The organism is Glutamicibacter sp. FR1, from assembly GCF_047300825.1.
Taxonomy (GTDB): Bacteria; Actinomycetota; Actinomycetes; order Actinomycetales; family Micrococcaceae; genus Glutamicibacter; species Glutamicibacter nicotianae.
Map to the genome: position 1 here is coordinate 2812291 of NZ_CP178602.1, position 22456 is coordinate 2834746.

A 22456-nucleotide genomic window follows, 5' to 3' on the forward strand; every position below is an offset into this window, starting at 1 on the left:
ATGTCCCTCAACGAAACCGAACGGAAGAACGCCCGGAAGGGCGAGGGCTCAAGCCAGGCGCCCGTCGAAGTGCCCCGTTTCATGGGACGCGTGATCCCGCCCTTGGATCGCCTGCTCATCCGGATTATCCCGCCCGCATTGATCGTCGCGGTGCTGCTCTGGGTACTGCTTTCCCCCGAGCAGGCATCGGCGGCCATCTCCGAGATGCGCACCTTTGTCACCGGGAAATTCACTTGGCTGTTCATCCTGTACTCGGTCTTCACCGTGGTGATGTGCCTCTGGCTGTCGATGAGCAAGGTCGGCAGAATCCGCCTGGGCGGGCCCAAGGCCAAGCCCGAGCACAGCAAGTTCGCCTGGTACTCCATGCTCTTCGCATGCGGCCAGGGCATCGGCCTGATCTTCTGGTCCGTCGCAGAACCGATCATGCTGCGCGACGAGAACCCTGTCATCCCGTCCACCACGCCTGCCGGCGCAGCCGAAGGCGGGATCGTGTGGACCTACTTCCACTGGGGACTGACCGCCTGGGCCATGTACTGCGTGGTGGCGGTCTGCCTGGCCTATTCGCACCACAACCTGGGCAAGACGCTGACCTTCCGCGAAGCCACCGTGGACCTCCTGCCCCGCTGGTCGCGACGCGGTGCGGGCGTGGTCATCGAGCTGCTGGCCATCATCGCCACCGTGCTGGGCCTGGCGACCTCGTTCGGATTCGCCACCTTGCAATTCACTTCCGGGCTCTCCTCGTTCACCGGCCTGTCTTCTAGTCCTGCCCTGTGGCTGGTCGTCATCGCGATCTTCGCGGGCATCACTTGCATCTCCGCTATCGTGGGCATCAGCAAGGGCATGGCGCGCATTTCCAGCCTGAACTCCATTCTGAGCATTGTGCTGGTCGGTGCGGTGCTGGTCTTCGGCCCGACGCTGTATATCGTCTCGATGCTCTCGCAGACCTTTGGCAGCTTCATGGCCAATTTCGTGAATATGAGCCTCTGGACCGATGCCAGCATCACCTCCAGCCCCCTGGCCAGCTGGCAGGACAGCTGGAATGGCTGGTGGACGGTATTCATCTGGTGCTGGGTCATCGCCTTTTCGCCGTTCGTGGCAGGGTTCATCGCGCGGATTTCGCGCGGCCGCACCATCCGCGAATTCGTCATCGGCGTGACCATCATCCCCACGCTCATCGTGATGATCTGGGTCGGAGTCATTGGGGCGAGCGCGATCTACTATGACGATGCGAGCAACCGGAGCATCAGCGATGCCGTGTCCGCGGACACCTCGGCCGGCCTGTTCGCGATGCTCGAGCACCTTCCGCTGGTCGGCACGATCCTGCTGGTGGTCTCCACCATCCTGGTCGCGACCTACTATGTCACCTCGCTGGATTCCGGGATCTATGCGCTCAGCGAGTTCGTCTCGGCGCCAAATAAGTCCGGACCGGTCTTCCGCGTGGTGCTGGTGCTGAGCATCGCCACCGTCGCCACGGTGCTGCTCACCCTAGGCGGCACGGCGGTGGTCGATACGGTCCAGACGGGCACCATCATCGGAGCCTTCCCGTTCTCCTTCGTGATCATCTTGATGATCATCAACCTGATTCGGCGATTGATCAAGCGCGACAAGGCAATCAAGCAGCTGGAGAAGGACATCAACAATCCCGACCCGAACCTTGTTTTCGTCGCTGACCCCGACGGCGATGGTGCGATCCTCAAGGAGGTCCCAGGACAGGAACGCCACACCTAGGCAGTGGATCCGGCATCGGAACGAAGGCCGCGGAACTCGTCATATTGAGTTCCGCGGCCTTCGCATTTTCCGGTCACTTCCGGGATTCATGCAGATCATTCCAGATTTACCGCTCTGCAGAAAAAGTTTTCACAATCGCCCTTGACAGTGACGCGGGGCACACATAATCTAAATGCAACGGCGTTGCAGTGAGCGCAACACGTACTTCTTCTCCGGCGATTCCCATGAATCCTCGCAATCCATCTGATTGGGCCGGCCTCCCTTGACAGTTGATTTCCCACAAGGAGCCAAAACCATGACTACCGCCAATATCGCCACCAATGTTTCCGAACTGGCCCGACTGAAGACCCTACACAACGGCGCCAAGGAGCAGCTGACCTTCTCGGATGCCGAGTTCGAGCGCCGCCTGGCCGGCCTGCGCCAGATCATGGCCGCGAAGTCGCTGGACGCGGTCATCCTGACCAGCTACCACGGCATCAAGTACTACTCGGACTTCCTGTACACCACCTTCGGCCGCAACTACGCGCTGGTGGTCACCGCCAGCAACTCCACCACCGTCACCGCGAACATCGATGCCGGCATGCCATGGCGCACTAGCTACGGCGACAACATCGTGTACACCGACTGGAAGCGCGACAACTTCTTCTACGGCCTGCAGGAAGCACTTAAGCGCGACGGCGTGAAGGCAACCCGGATCGGCGTGGAAGACGACTTCCTGCCGGGCCGCACCCGCCAGCAGATCGCCGACACCTTCGACGGCGCAACCCTGGTGGATGTCTCGCAGGACGCCATGCGCCAGCGCATGATCAAGTCGGCCGAGGAAATCGAGGTCATCAAGCACGGTGCACGCATCGGCGACCTGGGCGGCGAAGCCATCAAGGCAGCGATCCGCGAAGGCATCAGCGAATACGAGGTCGCACTGATCGGCACCGAGGCCATGGTGCACGAGATCGCCAAGACCTTCCCGCACCGCGAAGTGCGCGACACCTGGGTCTGGTTCCAGTCCGGCATCAACACCGACGGCGCCCACAACTGGGCCACCACCCGCAAGCTTCAGCGCGGCGACATCCTGTCGCTGAACTGCTTCCCGATGACTTCCGGCTACTACACCGCACTGGAGCGCACCCTGTTCCTGGGCGAGCCGGATGCCCGCAGCCTGGAACTGTGGAACATCAACGTCGAGGTGCACAAGCGCGGCCTGGAGCTGATCAAGCCCGGTGCCGTCTGTAAGGACATCGCCGCCGAGCTGAACGAGATCTACATCGCCCACGGCCTGCTGCCGAACCGCACCTTCGGCTACGGCCACTCCTTCGGCGTGCTCTCGCACTACTACGGACGCGAAGCCGGTCTGGAGCTGCGCGAGGACATTGAGACTGTCCTGGAGCCAGGCATGGTCGTCTCGATGGAACCGATGATCACCGTCATGGACGGCGAGCCAGGTGCCGGCGGCTACCGCGAGCACGACATCCTGGTCATCGGCGAGGATAACACCGTTGAGAACATCACCAAGTTCGGTTTCGGTCCGGAGAACAACATCATCGACGCCTAAAGGCGAGCGATAACCGTGGGGCGGGGCCCGAACCCCGCCCCACGGTTGCCTTAACCAACTGATGCGCGGCATGCACGGGGGCTGCGCCAAGAACCGAGGACCACCTACCTGGTCCATAGGAACACTTCATCATTCCAGCGGCAAAGAAGCCAGGACTGGCCCAAGCCGCTACCCTCCAGAGGCGGTTTCGCACCATGAACCATTCCAGCAACTCCCCACTGCAAGCCACTGACGCAACCGCGGCCGCGCCGGCCACCGGCACAGCTGCATCCCGTACCATTGATTCGAAGACCCGTCGCAAGGTGATCACTGCCAGCTTCATTGGCAACTTCGTGGAGTGGTTCGATTACGCGGCCTACGGCTATCTGGCCGTTACCATCGCCGCGGTGTTCTTCCCCAGCGACGATCCGCAGGCGGGTCTGCTGATGACCTTCGGGGTCTTCGCCCTCTCCTTCCTGGTCCGCCCCATTGGAGGCTTCATTTGGGGGCATCTGGGCGACAAGATTGGCCGGCGCGAGGCCCTGTCTTGGTCGATTCTGCTGATGACCGGCGCCACCTTCTGTATCGCGCTGCTGCCTGGCTACGCGTCCATCGGTTTCGGAGCGCCGCTGCTGCTCTTGGCCTTGCGGCTGGTCCAAGGCTTCTCCGCCGCCGGCGAGTATGCCGGAGCCTCGGCCTTCCTAGTCGAGTACGCCCCAGCCAACCGGCGCGGCCTGTACGCAGCAGTCGTTCCGGCAAGCACTGCCACCGGCCTGCTTTTCGGTTCGTTGATGGCCGCCGGGCTGACCGGGTTGCTCTCAACTGAGGATCTGGAGACCTGGGGCTGGCGCATTCCGTTCCTGCTGGCGGCTCCCTTGGGGCTAATCGGCCGCTACATCCGCACCAAGCTGGAAGACTCTCCAGCCTTCGTTGAAGCATCCGAGTCCGGTGCACCTGAAAGCTCCCCGGTCGGGTCATTGCTGAAGAACCACTGGCGCAAGCTGCTCCAGGCCGCAGGGGCGGTCCTGCTGAACGCCGTCGGGTTCTACGTCATCCTGTCCTACATGCCGACCTACCTGTCCGAGGAACTCGGACTGGACGCCACTCGTTCCTACCTGGCCACCACCGTTGCACTGCTGACCTATGTTGGTTTCATCTTCCTCACCGGCATGCTTTCGGATCGCTTCGGCCGCAGGCGGGTATTGATCAGCGCATCAGTCTTGTTCGTCCTCTTCACCGTGCCAGCCTTCATGGCTCTGGAATCGGGAAACTTCCTAGTGATCGTCCTGGTCCAGATTCTGCTCGGCGCAATGCTCACACTCAACGACGGCACGCTACCAAGCTACCTCGCCGAAATGTTCCCGACCAAGGTCCGCTACTCGGGCTTCGCGGTCTCGTTCAATCTCTCGAATGCGCTCTTTGGCGGAACCGCGCCATTCGTCGCAACCTTGCTGATTGCCACCAGCGGCAATGTCCTGGCTCCAGGTTGGTACTTGATGGCTGCAGCCGTTGTTTCGCTCGTGGCCGTAGCCTGCTCAGTGGAAACCAGCCGCAAACCGTTGGCATGAGCCGTAGGATAGTAGCAACTCAGGAGGGAAAATGACTGAAACCCGTAGCGAGACACGAGGTGCCTCGGTAATCGTCAACGTGCTCGATGTGCTTCGATGCTTCACCGTTGAGCATCCGGTAGTCGGCGTCACCGAAATCGCTGAACAGGTAGGCCTTCACAAGTCAAGCGTCTCGCGGATCCTTAACACGCTCGAGCAGGAACGCGTGGTGGATAGGGAAGAGGAAACCCGCAAGTACCGTTTGGGAGTAGGACTGATTGCCATCGCCGGCCCATTGCTGGCCAATCTGGACGTGCGCCAGGTTGCCTACCCCCTACTGGAAGACCTGCGCGAAGCGACCGGCGAGACCGCAGTGCTGAACATCTGGGACGGCAGCGAGTCGATTTCCGTGGAACAGCTCTCATCCACCCATCCGGTCAAGCACACCTCGGTCATGGGATCCCGGTACCGTTCGGGGCTGAGCGCCACCGTTCAGGTATTCCTCGCCAACGAGGAACCAACGCGCCGCGCGGAGCTGATCTCCAGCGGCGAGATCGATCTGGCCGGTACCTCCCCGGCCGAATACGAGGCACGCCTGGATCTGGTGCGCGAACGCGGCTATGCGGTCAACTACGGAGAGACCTCCGCAGAAGAAGTCGGGGTGGCCGCTGGAATTCTCGATCACCGGGGTGAGCTTGTCGCCTGCGCCATGACCGCCGCCCCGTACTACCGCATCGGCGCCGACGAACTGGAGCAGCTGTGCTCCAGCACCCGGATCGCGGCACGGCGCATCAGCACGAGGCTCGGATACCACACGGAAGGATAACCATGGACCCGTTCGAAACCCGTGATTCCTACGCCTTCGACTACCGGATGCACGAAGGCTCGGCCATGAAAGTCAGCTACCATTTCGCCGGGCACACCGGAATGCCGATGGCCATCCAGACCTGGGTGATTGAACCAGGCGGCTTCGAGGGCTTCCACCGCCACGAGGGACAGGCGGCGTTGCAGGAGTTCTACCAGGTGATCGAGGGCCAGGCGACGATGCGGGTCGGCGAGCGCGAATACAAGCTGAGCCCGGGCGACAGCATCTTGGCCGATGCAGGGGTGGACCACGACCTGCGCAATACCGGCACGGATGCCCTGCGAGTCCTGGTCGTTTGGGGTCCTCCGGGCGATGCCGACTTCTCGGCCTTCGGTTCGCACCAGCTAGCGCAACGGGCCCGGGCCGGCCGCGTGGCTTAGCTGGGAGTATGCCCAAGGCTCTTTTGCTGGGTGCATGCCCGGTGCTGAAGTGGTGCCATGAGTTACAACATCGGCTATTTCGTTGGTTCGCTCGCTTCGAACTCCATCAACCGCGTCGTGTCCAAGGCGTTGATTGCATTGGCACCCGAAAACCTCAGCTTCACGGAAATCCAGATCGGCAACCTGCCCTTGTACAGTGCTGACTACGATGCCGACTACCCTGAAGCAGGGACCGCTCTGAAAAAGGCCATTGAAGCCTCGGACGGGCTGCTGTTCATCAGCCCGGAGTTCAACCGGTCGATTCCCGGTGCGCTGAAGAATGCCATCGACTGGGGTTCCCGGCCGTGGGGCACCAATTCCTTCGCCCGCAAACCCACCGGCCTGCTCGGCGCCTCGCCCGGAGCCATCGGCACAGCGGTCATGCAGTCCAGCATGCGCAGCGTGCTCAGCTTCCTGGATGCTCCGCAGTTGAACTCCCCCGAGGTCTATCTGCAATACCGCCCCGAGGATTTCGGCGAGGACGGGAGCATCAGCAACCCTGACACAGAGAAGTTCCTGGCCCACTACATGGGCGAGTATGCGGCGTTCGTAGAGCGTGTGCTCGACTCAACCGCCGCGGGCCATATCGGCGACGAAGGTATGTAGTCGCCGCTAACGGCCGCTAGGCCCGCGAGTACTCGGCAAGGGAAACACCAGAGGCAAAGGACTGCATGCTTTCCAGCTTCCAGCTCTCCGGGGCATATCCGGTGTCCCCGAAGAGCCTGACTCCCGACCCGAACATCACCGGCTGGATTTTCAACGCCAGCCGGTCGATGTCTGTGCGCAGCTTGGCCGCCAGTTGCCCGCCGCCGCACAGCCAAATGCCCTCCCCTGGCTGGGCCTTGAGATCGCGGACGACCTCCCTCGGATCCGCGTTGGTGAACTGCACCGCTTCGCTCCCCTCGGGTGACGAGTGCTCTCTCGTGAAGACAATCTGCTTCAGATGCGCATAGGGGTTGGGCAGTGCCGGCAAGCCGACGGCGTAGGTATTCCAACCCATCAGCACCGTGTCGAAGGGGCACCCGTCGATGGGCAGTCCGGCTGCCTCCGCCAGTTGGGTCGGCGCCGTGCCGCGATAGCGCTCCCAGATGGGCGCTGCGTGCTCACCCTCGACTGCGAAAGCATCGAATTCGCCGTTCGGACCGGCAATGTATCCGTCCAGGCTCATTGCAACGAAGTAGGTCAGTTCCCGCATTCTTCTCCCTTGGCTCATGGCCGGAGGCCAGGTGAATTCTGGGCTAACCCTACAGCACTGGCGAGCGCGAGCTGGGGAGAATGCAAAAAACCGGAAAGCATCTTTTGGATGCTTCCCGGTTTTTTTCATTTGGTGGACCTCCGTAGAGAGTTTGAGAACCCCTGCCAACCGCTGAAAACTTTGTCTTTGCGCAGGTCGCGGGGCTTCTACGACCACGACCGGCGCTCCTCGGAGCCTACCGTTTCCGATTCCGGGGGACGGGTAGTGCGATCACTTGGGATGGCTCAAACCCAGCTGCGCCCCGAGCAGGTCGACGATCTGGTGGCTCAGTACCGCGAGGGTGCGACGCTCGTCGAGCTGGCATCCAACTTCGGAGTGAACCGCCGGACGGTCGCCATGCACCTTACCCGGCGGGAAGTGAAGAACCGTCGTGGTCGGTTCGATCCTTCCCGTATCCATGAAGCAGCCGACCTCTACCTCAGCGTGTTAACGCTGGTAGAGGTCGGCGTGAAGGTTGGGGTGGGGCCTCAGGCTGTCCGGCGAGCGCTCGCTTTGCACGGTGTCGCGATCCGGCCTGGCGGAGGGCGTCGTTCGCGAATCACGGCATCCGCTGCCGTCGGCGGTTGAGCCTAGGAATGAAGGACTGGCACACGACTGTCTGCTTCGGCGACCGCCTCGCGGCGCTGGTGACGACGGATCGGGGCCTCGCGCAGGCGCGCACGGATGAGCAGAACGACGCTCACGGGTCCCATGATGATGAACTTCAGTGCGTTCCAGCAGGCCCACAGCACGATGAGGTGGAGCCAACCGGGACCGCCATCGGCTGCCGCATCAGAGCAGACGCTCGCGATCAAGATGTACGGAAGCGCGACCAGCATCGCGGGTGTCCCCCACTTGAGTCCGCGACGGGTGCGGATGGCAGCGAGCAGTCGGTTGCTCGGCATGTAGCGGTGCAAATAATCGCGGGTGCGAACGCTGAGTGTCCAGAGAAAGCGGAACATGGCTGACCTCTCGTCACACGTGTTACTCCGTCGAGAAGACAGAACGTGTGTGAGTGCCCGAAGGCCGTCCCGGAGGACCCGCAATATGAGGAGAACCTGCCTCACTATCCACTGTACGCCGGGGTTGGCGTTCACAGAACCCTCCGGCTCCCGCGTCGCCGCGCGCACCTCTCTGTAGAAGCGAGAGGAGCCGACAATGAGGATCTTGAGCCAGGTAGTCCAGGACGAGCGCACGGCGCGGATGGCGCTTTCGATGCTCGTTGAACCGGACGATGCAGTGACCGGTCGCCTCCTGGGCGAGCTCGGTGCGATTGAGCTGTTTCGGCTTGCCGAGGGTGAAAGCGCGGTGCCGGGGTTCAGTACCGTTGACGCTCAGGTGTGGCGTGCCCAGTTCCAACGGTCAGATGCTCGGACACTTGAGCAGAACATCGTCGGAGCAGAGCGCGCCGGTATCAGCACCCTGATTCCCGGCGACAAAGAATGGCCTTCCGCGCTCGACGATCTTGGCTACCGGCGCCCGTACGTCCTCTGGACTCGTGGCACGACGTCGTTCCTCGCGCGACCGCTCAACGATCTCGTCACGATCACCGGCGCGAGGGCCTCGACCTCCTACGGCGAGCATGTGGCCGGTCAGTTTGCCTCCGACCTCGCCAGTTCTGAGCGAATCATCGTGGCCGGCGGTGCGTACGGCATCGACGGCGCTGCGCACCGAGCGGCCCTCGCGTCAGGCGGCGACACGATCGCTGTCATGGCGAACGGCGTGGACCGCATGTACCCAATGGGTCACCGTGAACTGCTTGAGCAAGTGGCAGGCCTCGGTCTCCTTGTCAGTGAGGTTCCGCCGGGCGCGGTGCCGACGCGCCATCGCTTCATTGCTCGGACACGGCTGATGGCCGCGCTCTCCACAGCGACCGTGATAGTCGAGGCCGGAGCTCGCTCCGGCTCAATGAGGGTGGCAGAGCACGCCCAGGAGTTGGGACGGACTGTTGGTGCGGTACCAGGTCCGGTGACCAGCGCACCAAGCGTAGGGCCGCACCGCCTGCTACGCGACAAGGAGTGCGCGGTCATCACTAATGCTGCTGACCTCTACTGCGCCTTGGAGACTCGCGATGTCGAGAGCGGGAGTGCTGCATGTCTGTTGACGCCTGAACGCACTGTCAGCAGCGCTCGGGAAGTTCGACAGCTGTAGCCGCTGCCTTAGACCGTCTACGGGCGGATTCGATCACGGGCACGGTCACGCGCGCGGAGTCGCAGCCTGTCGCGGACTTCATCGTGAATAGTGTTGGAGGTCTGTTCGGCAGTCTCTGCCGACACGACCAGCGCATATCGGATGGTGTTGCCGGCGCGGAGTCTTTGGGCATCGTCCATGCACTCGACGTGGATCGGGAAGACATCGCCATCAACGAAAGACATCGAACGCGTGCCCTGCACGATCTCATGTTGAAGGCTTCCGCGCCTCACTGCGTTGTGCTCTGCATCGGTTCGGTCTCCGCCCGCGAGCTTCGTGTCTGGCGTACTGAAGTAGACCTTGGCACTGCGGTACCGAGTGAGCTGGCCAACCGTTGGCGCCATGAATGCCAACGTGATGGTGAAGCGGTGCCATTCCGCTTTCGCGCGGAGCGAGGGAGGCAGTGGGAAGGCGTAAGTATGGCGCTCGTTCCGTGCGATTTGACCGCCCGCGACGAGGACGGCTCGATTGGATGCGGCGTCACCGAGTCTGCTGAGGTCGAGACGGCCGTAGCCAAGCAAAGCCGTCAACTGCCGCCGAGCATCCTGACCATTGAGGCCAAGATCGTTGCGCAAGCTGTTTTCCCAAGCACCCCAACTGCTTGCATGGGCAAGGAGAGCGCGCACGAGCAGCGGGTGGTATTGCGGATCAGGAAGCGGTGCGTCTTCGGGATCGCCGTTGCGAGACTCAAGGAGGTCAAACAACCTGCTGGCTTCACGGGTGACGAGCGCCGTCGCGTTACTGGTGCCGTTCGTGAAAACCGTGCTGTTGGTAACGCCGCCGCGTCCAGGAGCGGCCACCTGCAAGCCAGGTCCCGTCGTGGCGGTGCGCGCCAGGCCGACTGCAACGGCAGTCTGACCGGGCAGCACGATGGGACGCGTGTAGAAGGCGCGGCCTCCAGAGTGATGAATGTCCGGCTTGACCGACCGATCGGCGCCGGGCCCAACCGACCCGTAGTGTGCGGGAGCGTCCGGGTTGGTAATGTCCCACACCGTATCTGGAACCGCGATCTCGCCGAGGCCGTCTGAGTGCGTGGCACCGACGGTGAGGGCGTTGAGTGCATCGCCAGGCGGAAGGATGCCGCGTAGCAGCGCCTTCTCGAAGCCGACCCGCATTGCAGCCAAGCGAGCGGCGTCGGTGTCGTGCGCGGCGACGGCGGGGATCGTGAACTCGTCTGTGTGGTTACCCGCACTGACGACGAACAGCAGGTTATACGAGTGGGCGAGCCAGTCTAGGAGGCGCCCGACGGGGCTCATTCGACGCGTGAGTGCTCGCGTCTGCGCGCCTATGGAGAGGTTCACAACGCGAACGCTCGGCGCTGCGGCAGGTTGATTGCCTTCGCCCTTCACAATCCGTCTGATCGCGCGGTGAAGGACGTCAGTGAGCAGACGATTCGGGACTACCTGCTCGTTCCCAGGCATGAACTCGTGGGGCTGCAGGATCGGGCGCACGTAGAGAGGACGATCAAGCGCGGGACCGCCATCCGTGAGATCGCCATGAATGATAAGTGACGCCATGGCGGTTCCGTGGTGGCGAGCCGCGACGGGGTAGTTCTCACCAAGCCCATCAGGGTCATCGATCGAGAGCCGACCTTGGAGCGCGTCGTGGTTGGTGAACGGCAGCCCGTCGAGCAGCGCGATCCGAGGCTTGCCTTCGATTCTGTCGCTGCGAGCAAGGAGGGTTTGAGCAACTGGCTCAAGAGTCCCTGGCGCAACGCTCATCGGGGTGAAGGGGCTGACGAACATGACGTCATCAGTCGTGAGAAGCCGAATGGCTGAAGCTCCGTTGGTCAACACCGACTGGACCTGCTGGATCGGGAGTTCAACCAGGAGCGCGTGGTACTCGATCTCTCCGATCTGCGAGCGATCCAAGACTCGGCCGGCGCTGGAAGTGATGACTTCCTCGACGTGCGCCTCGGCAGCCGCACGCTGGGGGGCATCACGCCTGTGCCAAAGTTCGACCTCGACGAGGACGGTGCTGACCGACTGACCGACCAAGCTGAGAGTCTCTTCCCAGCGCTCGCGCAGACCAGTCTCACGGATGCGATCCTCAGCGCCCCACCGACGTATCGCTGTCAGTTGCTGGAAGGCCGACTTGAACTTGCCGAGCCCGTGCTCGAACGACGCGGACGGGTCGGCCTGCCATTGAGTGAAGAGCCGAATTAGTTCGTCGGTCGCCTTGGCGTTGGACATGACCAGGTACAGCGAGTGCGAAACGCGCTTGTCTGTCCGTCCAGTTTCACGCTCCGTCATGTGAAAATCGTCATCGGGATCAGATTGGTCCCCGAGAAGCTCCGACAGAAACTCCAGGCCATCGATCCGGTTGATTGCATTGTGGAAGTCCTTGACGCTTCCTGCCAGATCAAATACGACCACAAGCGCGGGGTCGATCTCCTCTGGGGTGTCGGCGCTCAGACGAGCACGTTCGGCTTCGAAAGCTACGGCCAAGTCCTTGAACTGAGGAGTGAGTCGTTCACCTTGCCGCCCGGCGCCCGGCTTTGCCAGACGTGGAAGATCGCGCGGCGTCTGGGTTGGCCGCGCCACAACTTCCGCCGGCCCGAACGCAAGAAGCGGTCTCCACTCAATCGTCACCCTGCCGCCTGACCTCGGCGGTGTTCAAGGCGTTCTTGCACGATCCGGCGGATGTTGTCATCCGGAAGTTCAAGCACCGCACGGCGGCGCACATCAAGTGCGAACTCTTCCAACTCAGCGAAGCTCGCCCCCGCCAACTTGTCGGCGAGTGTCCGAGGAGCAAAACCAAGGTCACCCCCGAAGCGTTCAGCAAGACGTTCGAGAAATCTTGTCGCCTGTGCACGGCTAGGGGCACCTAACTCTGTGCGAATCTGGAACCGCCGCCATGCCGCCCGATCCAACAGCTCGCCGTGGTTAGTTGCGCCAACGAAGATCACGTGAGGTGGGAGTCTGTCGATTTGGAGAAGCAGCGTCGAAACCACCCGCTTGATCTCGCCGGTCTCGTGCTCATCCGATCGCTCTTTGGCAATGGTGTCCAGTTCGTCGAAGAACAGCACGCAACGGCGAGTCCGAGCGAACTCGAACGCGTTGTCAAGCCGCGCGGCCGTTTCGCCGAGGAAGCTCGACATCACTCCCTCGTAGCGGATCACGTAGAACGGAAGCATCAGTTCTGCCGCGATTGCTTCCGCCAGGCTCGTCTTGCCGTTTCCAGGCGGGCCTGACAGCAGAAGTCGGTTGCGCGGCTCAATACCGTAGCTACGTAGAAGCTCCGCGCGCTTCTGTTCCTCGATCAATTCGGCCACGACTCGCTGCGGGACCGGCGCAAGTTCGAGCTCATGCAGCCGACGATTTGGCACGACCTCATGCACGAGGTCGCGGATCGCCGCTGCCCGGTCGTCACGGACGGACCCCTGTCCGGTCGTCGTAATGAGTTGGGAGAGTCGATCGGCGAGAAGATGGTGCTGATTGGCGCGTTCCTCGGCAATGACGGACTCAACCAGCACCTTGAAGCGTTCCCGATCACCACGGCGTTCGGCGTCGACGAGGTCTAGGAGTAGATCGGCGCGCGCCATCCTCCGCCTCCTTCAATCGCGTGTCGTCATGTGGATTCAAGTCTACTGCCATGTGGCCCTGAAGTTACTTGGCCGCGCCGATGTTCGCAGGTCTCCGACCTCGGGAGCTGACACTGCCACAACATTGCACGCGATGGCCCACCTCGCGACGGGCTTCGGGCCGTATGAGCATCACCCACTGCTTCAGCGACTACTCGCACTTGATCGAGGGCTGCCCGCACTCGCCCGGCGTCGATCTTCTGAACGGCAGACTCGGGTGGGGCGCCGAGGGATGTGTCATCGGTGATCCGGTAGCGGTCGCGGTAGGCGGCAACCACGCGGGCGGCCTTGCGCCAGGCTGCGGCCCGTCGTAGATCATTCGGCTGCGCTCCAAGAGCTTCCGTCCACGGTGCGCTATTTATCAGTGCCGCTTCGAGTACAGCGTCGGCGCGAGCCTCGATGAGTTCTTCTCGCTCGTCGAGGGCTGATCGCATCTCAGTATCGATGACTCCGTGCGCCGATGGGATGAGGCCGGCGATGAGTCGTGGTGGCTTGCGAGGCCTGCCGGAGCCTGCGGGAGTGGCGGTCGCCCGCGCGACCCGGTAGTGGAGTACGGCCGCGATGTCGTCGGCGTCGGCGAATCCACGCGCTGCGACGAGGCGCGGAAGCAACGCATCGACGTTCTGATGGTTCGCTTCAGCCCGGCGAAGCTCAGCCGCGAGTGGGCCAAACGCGTCGGACTCGATGGCGTACTCGGCCTGCTCGTCGGTGAGCCCCGAGCTGCGAATGAGGGTTGCCCAGCGATCGTGTTGGGCGGCTGCTGCGATGGTCTCGTACTCGGCAGCGAGCTGAGCGATCGAACCCCACTGTTCCTGTTCGGCGACGATGGTCTCGTGCGCTGAGAGCTCGGCGCCACTGTGCTGTAGAACGCCATAGAGCACGCTTCGCACGGTGGCACGTGGGTCGTCGCCGGGATGTGGATGCGTGTGGTCGTCAGCGCGGGCGAGCGTCACATAGGCGTGGTTCGAGTGCCGCCCCCGGGTCATCGCGACGTAGAGGGTCTCTCTCGTCGAGGTCGGTTCGACCAGCACATGTGCGGTGTCGGTCGTGATGCCTTGAGCGCGGTAGGCGGTGACCGCGTATCCAAGATCGACATGCTCAGCCACGTACGACGCCGGAATCACGATGGTGCCACCAAACCTGCGCCCCCCGCTTCCGAGTCTTGATGGTGCCGTCTTCCCTGACCGCGGTGCTGGTTCCGTAGTCGCGTGCGATGGTGATAGTCCCGTCGTCGCCTACGGCGGTGACAGTCCAGATGTCGCCGTTGCGCACCCAGTCCCGCCCCGTCAGGGTGCGGAGTTTCCGGTTGTTGAGCCGCGTGATGATGGTGTCGCCGACGCCTGCGGCAGTGCCGTCGCGCAGCTCGACTTCGCGGTCGGGGTTCAGCGTCTTGTTGAGGATCAGGTCGGCGCGGGCGCGGGCGCGGGCGTGGTCACGCCTTCGTGGGTTTCGGCGATCAGTACCGAGATGAGTCCGGCGTCGCGGTCTGCGCGCCATGCGTTGTAGGCGGCATCGGTCATGGCCGCGGCGTCGCCGCCGGTGACGCGCTCGTGGGCGAGATATGCGTCGATAGCCGCCGTGCGTCCGTGACGCAGTTCAAGTGAGGCGGACTTCTCCCAGGCGTGAGTGAAACGATGCACGTCGACCAATTCGGGCGTATCGGCCCGGTCTCTGACGATCATCGCGAACGCACCGCCAGCGTCCACGGATTGGAGTTGGGCGTAGTCGCCGACCAGCAGGACCTTCGCGCCAGCGTCTTGGGCGAGGTAGGTGATTCTGTCCAGTGACAGGGTGCCGGCGAGGGAGGCTTCGTCGATGATGACGAGCTGGCCTGCATCGAAGGTGGTGCCGTTGATGAGGTGGTTCTGCCACCACTTCGCTGTGTTCTCCGTCGCGATCCCGAGATCATCGGCGAGGACTTGGGCTGCGATCGCTGACGGTGCAAGCCCGACAACGGAACCGGTGCCGTGCTCGACCTCCCAGGCGCGGCGGAGCGCATTCATCGCGGTTGTCTTTCCAGCCCCGGCGGGACCGACCAGCACGTCCAGCACGCGTCCCGATACTGCGATATGGGTCAGAGCGTCTGCTTGGTCGCCGCCGAGCATCCGACCATCTGCGTCTGGTCTGCTCGTGATCTTTTCGACCGTCGAGAGCTGCACCGTCGGGCCGGCCAGATTGGCTGCTCGTTCGAGGAGTCTGTCTTCGGCCGCGAGCTGGGACTCGGAGGTGAACACGGTTGAGCTCTTTGGACGGAACACTGAGGTGCCGTCGGGCCTCCGGAACACGACCGGCGAAGCGGAGAGTTCAGGCGGCGTCAGCCGGAGCGACACGAGTTCGGCGGCGTCGGCGACCATCGAGACGAGAGCTTCCCGATCCTGCATGGTGGCAAACCTCCAGCCCATCGTCTGCCGGGATGCCTCGGCCATGAGATTCCACCGACGCCAGGTCGAACGCTTCTCACCGACCACCTCAACGACCGACCGACCCAGCTCGCCGATCACATCAAGCGGCACGTCGTCGGCGCGCAGTAGCAGCGGCCTGTCGTTGTCGATGACCTCACCTGCCCACATCGTCGAGTCCCTGCCGAGGGTTTTCGTTGCGCGGGATCGCCACTCTGCAGTGAGTTCGGCAAGGGAGCGAACCTCCTTCTCAGGCCGGGTTGCGAGTGTGGCTTGCGCTCGCAACCTCATGATCACTGCTGGTGACGGGCGTCGTCCGTGCGCGGCGACGTGCTCGGTGATGAGGCGATCGGTCTCTGCGTTGACGTGATGGGCGCGGGTCGAGAACTCGGCGATCAGTTCCTCGGGCACCCCAGTGATTGCCCATGCCGGGTTACGGTCGCGGCCCATCTCTCGGCTCTCCCACGTGACACCGAAGACGCGTGTCATGTGGTCTGCGAACACGGCTTCGTGTAGTTCGGAGAGCGCAACGACGGCCGCATGCATCGGCCTGCCGTCGAGCGAGCGCCATTTCCCATCGAATACGGTCTTTGCCTTATTGCTGATGACGACGTGTGTGTGGAGGTGGGGGTCGCCAGCGCGGGAATCGAAGTGATCGAAGGCGGTTGCGATGAGCCCGGTGACATCCACCTGTGCAACGGCTCCGTCCCCGGCGGATGCACCCGTGCGGGTGGCCGCAATCTCGCGTTCCATGAACGCAACCACCTCCGCAACCGCTCGATGGTGGGCTTCGGCGATGAGTGCCTGAACCCCGGCATCGGAGGCGGCCCACAGCACCGATGCGGACTTTGGGATTGAGAAGGTGAAGTCAAATCCTGCCACCGCCCGGCGTGTGCTCCGGGCAGTTTCCTCGGCGACGATCTGTGCGATTGCTTCGCCCTTGGCGCCGGGCGTCATCGTTGGGTCCAGGTCGGTGATTCGCGCCTCGATTCGTTCTTCCTGGCTCCGGTAGGTCGGGATCGCTCGACCCAGCGGCTCGTCGGTGATCGGATCATGGCCCCTCCCCATCAGGAGCTGGAGCTGGTGTTCAGATACTCGGTCGCCCACCTGGATCTCGCCCTTACCCAGGGCCGTGACGCCCGCGCCGAGCCATCGGCCAGGCGGGGTGCCTTCCTCCATGTAATAGCGCGTGAGCGGCGTCGAGAGCGGCCGGTCTCCGTCGGCTGCCGCGACGGTCTTGAGCAGGTACTTGTAGCCATCACCCGCCGACATCACGCGCATCGAAACCGTCATGTTCACCTCCGCTCCTGGCGAGCAGGTGAGCACCCGTACCATGTGACTTCTACCTCGACCTGCAAGAGGCGTGTGACCTCGGACGGCGGTCGGAGCGGAGGCCGGAGGTGGAGGCATCGGGCGGCGACAAGCGAGAGCTCGGTTGAGCAGCGGGCGCGTGCTGGAGCCGTGCACCTGACAGGTGACCAGCGCTGCATCAGCTTCGTGATGAGGCGATGCAGGGGACGACCGTCACCGGAGCGGACTTCATGCACGACCTCGACGCCAGCGGCGGCTCAGAACTCAGGATCGGGTCGCTGTTCAGCGGCTACGGCGGCCTCGACCTCGCGGTCGAGCACGTCTTCAACGCCAAGACCGTGTGGTTCTCCGAACTCAACGCGCCCGTCGCCCGCGTCTTCGCCCGCCACTGGCCCGACGCACCGAACCTCGGCGACATCACGGCCATCGACTGGAGCCAGGTCGAGCCCGTGGACATCCTCATCGGCGGGTTCCCGTGCCACGACGCGTCCACCGTCGACAAGCGCGCCGGCCTCGCACCCGGCACGCGCTCGGGGCTCTGGGCGCACATGGCGGCAGCCATCAACGTACTTCAACCCGAGTGGGTCGTCCTCGAGAACGTTCGCGGGCTGCTGTCCTCACCCGCGACGCGGCCACCCGCACAAGGAGACGACCATGACCGACGCAACCCCGGCGATGCAACCCCAACGGCGCAACCCTTCACGGCGTGGAATCCGACCCGTGGCATCTGGGAGACAACGCAGCTCGACCTCTACAGGCTCTCGGCGCCGTTCTCGGCGATCTGGCCGACCTGCGGCTGGATGCGCGATGGATCGGCCTGCCGGCTTCCCTTGTCGGCGCTCCTCACCAACGCTTCCGCATCTTCGCCCTCGCCCGGCGCGCTGTTCCGCACCCCGCTGGCGACGGACTCCTCGCGCGGCGGGGAGACTCGCGATCAGGTGCGAGCGAGGCGAGGGACGATCGCGCTCTCGCACCAGATCATCGATTTCGCACTCCACGGACCGGCTGGCTCGCCGAGCAGGAGAGCCGAATCGGAGACTCTGTGGTCTCTGATCGACGGACTGTTCAGCGCTGGGGACGCTACGCCGACGCCATCACCCGCTGGGAACACGTCACCGGACGATCCGCGCCAGCGCCAGCCCTCTTGAACGACGCCGACGGCCCCCGCCCGGCACCAGCATTCGTCGAATGGCTCATGGGCCTGCCGACTGGATGGGTCACGGACACCGATGAGTTGACGCAGAACCAGCAGATCACCGCGCTTGGCAACGGAGTGCTACCTCTCCAAGCCGTGTCCGCACTGTCGCTGCTCGCCGCGTGAACGTCGGCTACGAGAGAACCGCGCCCTCCGGTGCGCCCGGTGTTGTTCCCAGAGCGGCGAGTAGACGGGTCCGGATTCGCTGCTTGCGCCCCTCGAAGAACGACGTGAAGTCGGCCAGGTCGAGCGGAAGGCCGTCGAGGTCGTTCTCGGCGAGGTAGGTGGCGCGCTTGTCCTCGCTCGGGAAGGCGGTGTCGATCCACTCCGCAGGCAGGCCGTCCTGCTTCTCGATGTTGGCAGTCCCGGCGAGCAACTGGAGGTTCGGCAAGAGGTTCACGGCAGCCAGATAGTCGTCGACGCTGTCGAGCGGGACACCGGCGTCGAGAAGCTTCTTCTTGGTGAACCATGACTTCGGGAATATGTGATCCTCGTGGAACTTCTTGCTCAGGTCCAGCCCCGGGTACAGCACGGACAGCACTGAGAACGTCCGCTGGCCCGCGTACTTGAGGTTGAGCAGCTCGTCGATCTCGGCGTTGTCGAACGCGAGACTCTTGCCCACGGCCGCCATCGCCTCCTCAACCGCCACAACCGGGAAGCCATTCGTCGAGTTGCTCCGGAGGACATCGCGGATGCGGGTGAGGAGCGTGTCGAGCCCCGAACCCCAGATGCCACGCTTGACCAGCGAGCGGGTCACCCACCGTTGGAGGGCGAGCCTGTCGGCAGCGTCCGCGGTGGAGTCGAGGTAGGAGTCGCCTGCACCCCGCAGGTGCAGGTAGTGCGCGACCGGGACGATCACGCTGTTAGCAGTGAGGTTGCGTTCGTTGTACCCGAACTGCTGAAGCAGCGTCGCGGCGCGGAGCAAGGCTCCCTTGATCTGCGGCCAAGCGGCCTCCACCTTGGCCATGTTCCCCTGGGTGAAGTTGGTGACCTTGAACCGCACGTCCACGTCCGCGATCGTCAGCGCGGTCTTCAGCACCACATCCTTGGAGAACGAGAACTGTCGGCCGGCGTTGCTGTTGATCTCCGAGACCAGCGATCGGACCTCCTCCCGCGCATCCAGCTCTTGCCACTGGTTCGTCGCCATCGACAGCAGCAGGTCAGAGTAGGAGAGCGTGGTGCCGCCGCTGTTGACGCGGACGAAGATTTCGAGCACCTTGTCGGCGTCCTGATCGGTCACCAGGAAGTAGTTCATCGGCTTGAGAACCCGCACCGCCTCGTACAGGTCGTAGAGCCGCTGGAACGCGTCAGCCGATCCAGCGATACCCCGCTGCTCCAGCTCCCGCATGATCGCAGGGCCAGCGTTGGCGAGATCGAGGACCGCTCCGACCCGGAACCACTTGTCAGCCTCGCCGTCCGCCGCAGAGGCCTCCTGGTCGGTGAGGAACCGGAGGTCGTACTTCGTGCCGAGTTCTTCGTCGTCGGGATCGTCGACGAGATTGAGATAGAGGCGCTTGACGGGGAACGCGTCCGCGCTGTTCCACCACGCGTACTTCTTCTTCTCCGCGAAACTGCCGTACAGCGCGATGTTCAGGGAGGTGAGCCGCTGCTGTCCATCGAGCACCGCCGTCGTACCGCTCCCGGCGGGAACAGTCGCCTTGTCCGCGTAGGGGTTATCGCGCTCGTGGTAGTTCGTCAGGAACTTGTAGAACGTGTACGACTGCGCGGTTTCAGGCTTGACGTCCCAGAGCAGGAAGGACCCGACGGGGTACCCGCGCATGAGGCTATCGACGAGCTTGGTGATCTGATCGGCACCCCAGACGAACTCTCTCTGGATCGCCGGCATCAGGTACTCGCGCTTGTGGATAGCGGTCAGCATCTCCTCGATGCTGCGCGGGGTCTGGAACGACATGTGGATTCTCTCGGTAAGGCTGGCAGGTGGTCAGGCGATGGCGTCGGCATCTACGGCCACCACGGTGTCGTAGAGGCCGTAGCGCCGCAGCCCCTTGTGGGACTCGATCCCGGTGTAGGACAGGGACGAGTCTTCGTAGCGGCGGAAGGCGAAGACAGCCTGGTTCATGTGGGTCGCGTTGAAGACGCCAAGGTTGACGAGGAGGTGGAAGTCCTCGACGGTCAGTCCGGTGACGGTGCGGAACAGGCCGGGCTCGAGTTTGGTGATGACATCCTGGAGCGTGTTCTCGCGGAAGTCGGTCAGGTACATGAACGCTGGGATGCGGGTGGCGAACTTGACCAGCTTCTCCTGAATCTGCTTTCGCTTGGACTTGTACTCCTTCTCCTCCGCTGTGAGCTCCTTTTTCTCCGCCGGGGTGATGTCGTCGCCCTTCTCCTTCTTAGCCTTCTTCACGGCGTCGCTCTTGTTCACGACGGTCTCGAAGATGTCGTTGCCGAGTGCGCGGAAGCCTTCGATGTTCATGACGGCGCTTAGGGCGTCGGGGTTGTTCATGATCTTGCGCAGGGTGTCGTTGTCGACGTTGACGAGGATCGCGGACTCCCACTTGCGGGCCAGGAGGGTTGCGGAGGTGCCCGACATGGCGATGTCGAGGATGCCACCGGCATCGACCTGGGTCATGTTCAACCCGTCGTAGGCCAAGACGGGCAGGAACTTCACGAGCTCCTCGACGGCCTGCTCCGGGTTCGGCGTCTCTGGTGACAGACCGGCACCGTAGTCGGCGATCTGACGTAGCGCCCGGGTCGGCGCGAAGTCGAACACGAAACACACCGGCTTGAGTACGGCCTCGGCGCTCGGGTTGTCTCCGTCGGGATTCTTGATCGACCAAGGTGACTGCACGCGGAACGCTGCCTGGAAGTAGGTCTCGGGCGAGTTGAGGTTGCGCAGCATCAGGATCGAGGACCACTGTTTGACGGTGACGCCTGTAGTGAGCTTGCCGCAGGACAGGGTGATCGTCTTCGTGTCGTGGCCGTCGCCGATCGCCGCCCGTACCGGTGGAAGGGCATCCAGCCCGATGCCCGCGCCGGCACCCGCGACGACGAGGACCTGGTAGTCGTGCCAGAACACGTTCTGCTTCTCCGCGAGCAGGTTCGCCATCGCCTGGCACGCCGCAACGTTGGGCAGGAACCAGAACGAGTGCTGGAGGTACGGCAGGAGCCGGACATCGGAGTACGGGAACGGCGGGCGGGTGCCCATCCGCATCGCGTCAACCTGCGTGGGCAGGTGAGCACCGCGGATGAGATCGAGCCACTTCTGCACGTCGGTCTTGTGCGTGAACTCGGCGTCCTTGCCGATGCCCTTCGCCTCGAAGAACTCGTTGAGGTCGAACTCGTCGAACTCTCCCTGGTTCGCGACGGCGATGAGCTCGTCGGGCATCTGGTAGGTGAACAGGCGCATCTCCGGGAGTGCCCCGTACGGGTTCCAGACGTTCGGGTGCGCGACTGCGTACTCGGCCTTGGCGCGCTGCTCGTCGGTGTATGTCCAGTTGAAGATTTGCTCCTCGATGAACTCACCTGTGGCCAGTGCTTTGAACGGCGTTCCCGACAGGTACAGGTAGGCGCGGGTGGTGATCGGCAGGAAGTCGTCCTCGTCGTTGCCGAGCTCGTCGAGTTCCTCGTCGAAGGCCATGAGGCCGTCGTTGTACTCGGCGGCCAGTTCCTTCTGCTTGACTTTCTCGTCCTCGCCCTCGAACAGCTCCTTGGCGGACTCTCGCCAGGCACCGAAGTGGTACTCGTCGAAGATGACGAGGTCCCAGTTGGTGGTGTGGACCCACTCGTTCTTCGCTTTGATGAGCCCGGTCTTCCGGTCGCGCCCGAGCAGGTCCTGGAACGAGCCGAAGTAGACCAGCGGTCTCGTCTTGTCGGCATCGTCCGGGCTACCCCCGGTGGCCGAGGAGAGGTACTGCCAACCGTCGAAGTCAGCGTGAGACTCCAGGTCGGTCTGCCAGGCATCTTCCACCGCAGGCTTGAAGGTGACCACGAGGATGCGTCTCGCGCCGAGCCGCTTCGCGAGCTGGTAGGAGGCGAAGGTCTTCCCGAAGCGCATCTTGGCGTTCCACAGGAACCGCGGCACCGCCTGGGAATCCTCGGCCCATATGGACTCGTAGTACCCCTCGGCCTTGTCCACGGCGCTGGCCTGCTCCGGGCGCATCGGGAACGTCTCATGATGGGTGCCACTGAGTTTCACGCCGGTGCGAAGCTCTGTGATCGCTGCGCGCACATCGTCCGGAGTGCAGCGCATCCACTCTCGCGCCGAACCGAAGATCGGGTTCGCGAAGCCCTTGTCGATCAGACGTTGGCGCACATCTGAGTCACGAAAGATGGACCCGTCGTGGCGCTCGGCAAGTTCATCAACGTGCAGCGTGTAGGCTTGCTGCATCTGGCCCTGCGACTCGCGAATGCGCGCATTAACGTCCGTCTTCGTCGTCTGCCCCACCTTCAATAGACCTGCGTATCCGACCGGTGGAGTTTTCGGTGACCACGCGTAA

Annotated in this window: 16 protein-coding genes and 1 pseudogene; 10 read left to right on the forward strand and 7 right to left on the reverse strand. The window is 63.3% G+C overall.

Features of this window, described 5'->3' with window-relative positions; genetic code table 11:
* From ACLQ8T_RS13515 to ACLQ8T_RS13540, 6 genes are all read left to right on the forward strand, one after another.
* A complete protein-coding gene (locus tag ACLQ8T_RS13515) occupies positions 1 to 1728 on the forward strand; it encodes a BCCT family transporter (protein WP_190263923.1) in 1728 nt (575 codons plus the stop codon).
* 295 nt (positions 1729 to 2023) lie between these two features.
* Positions 2024 to 3277 (forward strand): aminopeptidase P family protein, encoded by a 1254-nt coding sequence (locus tag ACLQ8T_RS13520; protein WP_038991777.1) that lies wholly within the window; start codon positions 2024 to 2026, stop codon positions 3275 to 3277.
* Positions 3278 to 3471: 194 nt separating this feature from the next.
* The gene (locus ACLQ8T_RS13525; protein ID WP_413454927.1) at positions 3472 to 4824 is read left to right on the forward strand and encodes an MFS transporter; all 1353 of its coding nucleotides are present in this window, start codon (positions 3472 to 3474) and stop codon (positions 4822 to 4824) included.
* A 31-nt stretch (positions 4825 to 4855) separates the two neighbouring features.
* A complete protein-coding gene (locus ACLQ8T_RS13530) occupies positions 4856 to 5629 on the forward strand; it encodes an IclR family transcriptional regulator (protein WP_128469161.1) in 774 nt (257 codons plus the stop codon).
* A gap of 2 nt (positions 5630 to 5631) precedes the next feature.
* Positions 5632 to 6048 carry a cupin domain-containing protein gene (locus tag ACLQ8T_RS13535; protein ID WP_413454928.1) on the forward strand — a complete coding sequence of 139 codons (417 nt, stop codon included), beginning with the start codon at positions 5632 to 5634 and terminating at the stop codon, positions 6046 to 6048.
* 57 nt (positions 6049 to 6105) lie between these two features.
* Positions 6106 to 6693: an NADPH-dependent FMN reductase gene (locus ACLQ8T_RS13540; RefSeq protein ID WP_121867304.1), complete on the forward strand. Its 588-nt coding sequence runs from the start codon at positions 6106 to 6108 to the stop codon at positions 6691 to 6693.
* Positions 6694 to 6709: 16 nt separating this feature from the next.
* Here ACLQ8T_RS13540 and ACLQ8T_RS13545 read toward each other — a convergent pair whose 3' ends face one another.
* Complete coding sequence (locus ACLQ8T_RS13545) at positions 6710 to 7282, reverse strand: dihydrofolate reductase family protein (RefSeq protein WP_413454929.1); 573 nt, start codon at positions 7280 to 7282, stop codon at positions 6710 to 6712.
* A 279-nt stretch (positions 7283 to 7561) separates the two neighbouring features.
* On the opposite strand from ACLQ8T_RS13545, the gene ACLQ8T_RS13550 reads away from it, so the two are divergent.
* Positions 7562 to 7909, forward strand: a complete 348-nt coding sequence (locus ACLQ8T_RS13550; protein ID WP_413454930.1) for a hypothetical protein — start codon at positions 7562 to 7564, stop codon at positions 7907 to 7909.
* Between the two features lie 2 nt (positions 7910 to 7911).
* On the opposite strand, the gene ACLQ8T_RS13555 is transcribed toward ACLQ8T_RS13550, so the two are convergent.
* Positions 7912 to 8283 carry a sulfate permease gene (locus ACLQ8T_RS13555; protein ID WP_413454931.1) on the reverse strand — a complete coding sequence of 124 codons (372 nt, stop codon included), beginning with the start codon at positions 8281 to 8283 and terminating at the stop codon, positions 7912 to 7914.
* Between the two features lie 196 nt (positions 8284 to 8479).
* On the opposite strand from ACLQ8T_RS13555, the gene ACLQ8T_RS13560 reads away from it, so the two are divergent.
* A complete protein-coding gene (locus ACLQ8T_RS13560) occupies positions 8480 to 9472 on the forward strand; it encodes a DNA-processing protein DprA (RefSeq protein WP_413454932.1) in 993 nt (330 codons plus the stop codon).
* Positions 9473 to 9489: 17 nt separating this feature from the next.
* On the opposite strand, the gene ACLQ8T_RS13565 is transcribed toward ACLQ8T_RS13560, so the two are convergent.
* From ACLQ8T_RS13565 to mobF, 3 genes and pseudogenes are all read right to left on the reverse strand, one after another.
* Positions 9490 to 12102 (reverse strand): S8 family peptidase, encoded by a 2613-nt coding sequence (locus ACLQ8T_RS13565; protein ID WP_413454933.1) that lies wholly within the window; start codon positions 12100 to 12102, stop codon positions 9490 to 9492.
* Entirely contained in the window at positions 12099 to 13055 is a 957-nt protein-coding gene (locus ACLQ8T_RS13570; RefSeq protein WP_413454934.1) for an AAA family ATPase, read from the reverse strand. The genes ACLQ8T_RS13565 and ACLQ8T_RS13570 overlap by 4 nt, the downstream gene beginning before the upstream one ends.
* Before the next feature lie 26 nt (positions 13056 to 13081).
* Positions 13082 to 16786, reverse strand: a pseudogene (gene mobF, locus ACLQ8T_RS13575) (MobF family relaxase).
* Positions 16787 to 17001: 215 nt separating this feature from the next.
* Between mobF and ACLQ8T_RS13580 the strand changes: the two are divergent.
* A complete protein-coding gene (locus ACLQ8T_RS13580; protein ID WP_413454935.1) occupies positions 17002 to 17952 on the forward strand; it encodes a DNA cytosine methyltransferase in 951 nt (316 codons plus the stop codon).
* On the forward strand, positions 17949 to 18125 hold the full coding sequence (locus ACLQ8T_RS13585) for a hypothetical protein (protein ID WP_413454936.1): 177 nt from the start codon (positions 17949 to 17951) through the stop codon (positions 18123 to 18125). The genes ACLQ8T_RS13580 and ACLQ8T_RS13585 overlap by 4 nt, the downstream gene beginning before the upstream one ends.
* Before the next feature lie 7 nt (positions 18126 to 18132).
* Here ACLQ8T_RS13585 and ACLQ8T_RS13590 read toward each other — a convergent pair whose 3' ends face one another.
* Together ACLQ8T_RS13590 and ACLQ8T_RS13595 are read right to left on the reverse strand one after the other, a co-directional pair.
* A complete protein-coding gene (locus ACLQ8T_RS13590) occupies positions 18133 to 19911 on the reverse strand; it encodes a DUF262 domain-containing protein (RefSeq protein ID WP_413454937.1) in 1779 nt (592 codons plus the stop codon).
* A gap of 30 nt (positions 19912 to 19941) precedes the next feature.
* Positions 19942 to 22404 (reverse strand): restriction endonuclease, encoded by a 2463-nt coding sequence (locus ACLQ8T_RS13595; RefSeq protein WP_413454938.1) that lies wholly within the window; start codon positions 22402 to 22404, stop codon positions 19942 to 19944.
* Positions 22405 to 22456 lie beyond the last annotated feature (52 nt).

Coding starts and splice junctions, on each gene's coding strand:
- ACLQ8T_RS13515 (WP_190263923.1), top strand. CDS start 1: ATGTCCCTCAACGAAACCGAACGGAAGAACGCCCGGAAGGGCGAGGGC.
- ACLQ8T_RS13520 (WP_038991777.1), top strand. CDS start 2,024: ATGACTACCGCCAATATCGCCACCAATGTTTCCGAACTGGCCCGACTG.
- ACLQ8T_RS13525 (WP_413454927.1), top strand. CDS start 3,472: ATGAACCATTCCAGCAACTCCCCACTGCAAGCCACTGACGCAACCGCG.
- ACLQ8T_RS13530 (WP_128469161.1), top strand. CDS start 4,856: ATGACTGAAACCCGTAGCGAGACACGAGGTGCCTCGGTAATCGTCAAC.
- ACLQ8T_RS13535 (WP_413454928.1), top strand. CDS start 5,632: ATGGACCCGTTCGAAACCCGTGATTCCTACGCCTTCGACTACCGGATG.
- ACLQ8T_RS13540 (WP_121867304.1), top strand. CDS start 6,106: ATGAGTTACAACATCGGCTATTTCGTTGGTTCGCTCGCTTCGAACTCC.
- ACLQ8T_RS13545 (WP_413454929.1), bottom strand. CDS start 7,282: ATGCGGGAACTGACCTACTTCGTTGCAATGAGCCTGGACGGATACATT.
- ACLQ8T_RS13550 (WP_413454930.1), top strand. CDS start 7,562: ATGGCTCAAACCCAGCTGCGCCCCGAGCAGGTCGACGATCTGGTGGCT.
- ACLQ8T_RS13555 (WP_413454931.1), bottom strand. CDS start 8,283: ATGTTCCGCTTTCTCTGGACACTCAGCGTTCGCACCCGCGATTATTTG.
- ACLQ8T_RS13560 (WP_413454932.1), top strand. CDS start 8,480: ATGAGGATCTTGAGCCAGGTAGTCCAGGACGAGCGCACGGCGCGGATG.
- ACLQ8T_RS13570 (WP_413454934.1), bottom strand. CDS start 13,055: ATGGCGCGCGCCGATCTACTCCTAGACCTCGTCGACGCCGAACGCCGT.
- ACLQ8T_RS13580 (WP_413454935.1), top strand. CDS start 17,002: ATGCAGGGGACGACCGTCACCGGAGCGGACTTCATGCACGACCTCGAC.
- ACLQ8T_RS13590 (WP_413454937.1), bottom strand. CDS start 19,911: ATGTCGTTCCAGACCCCGCGCAGCATCGAGGAGATGCTGACCGCTATC.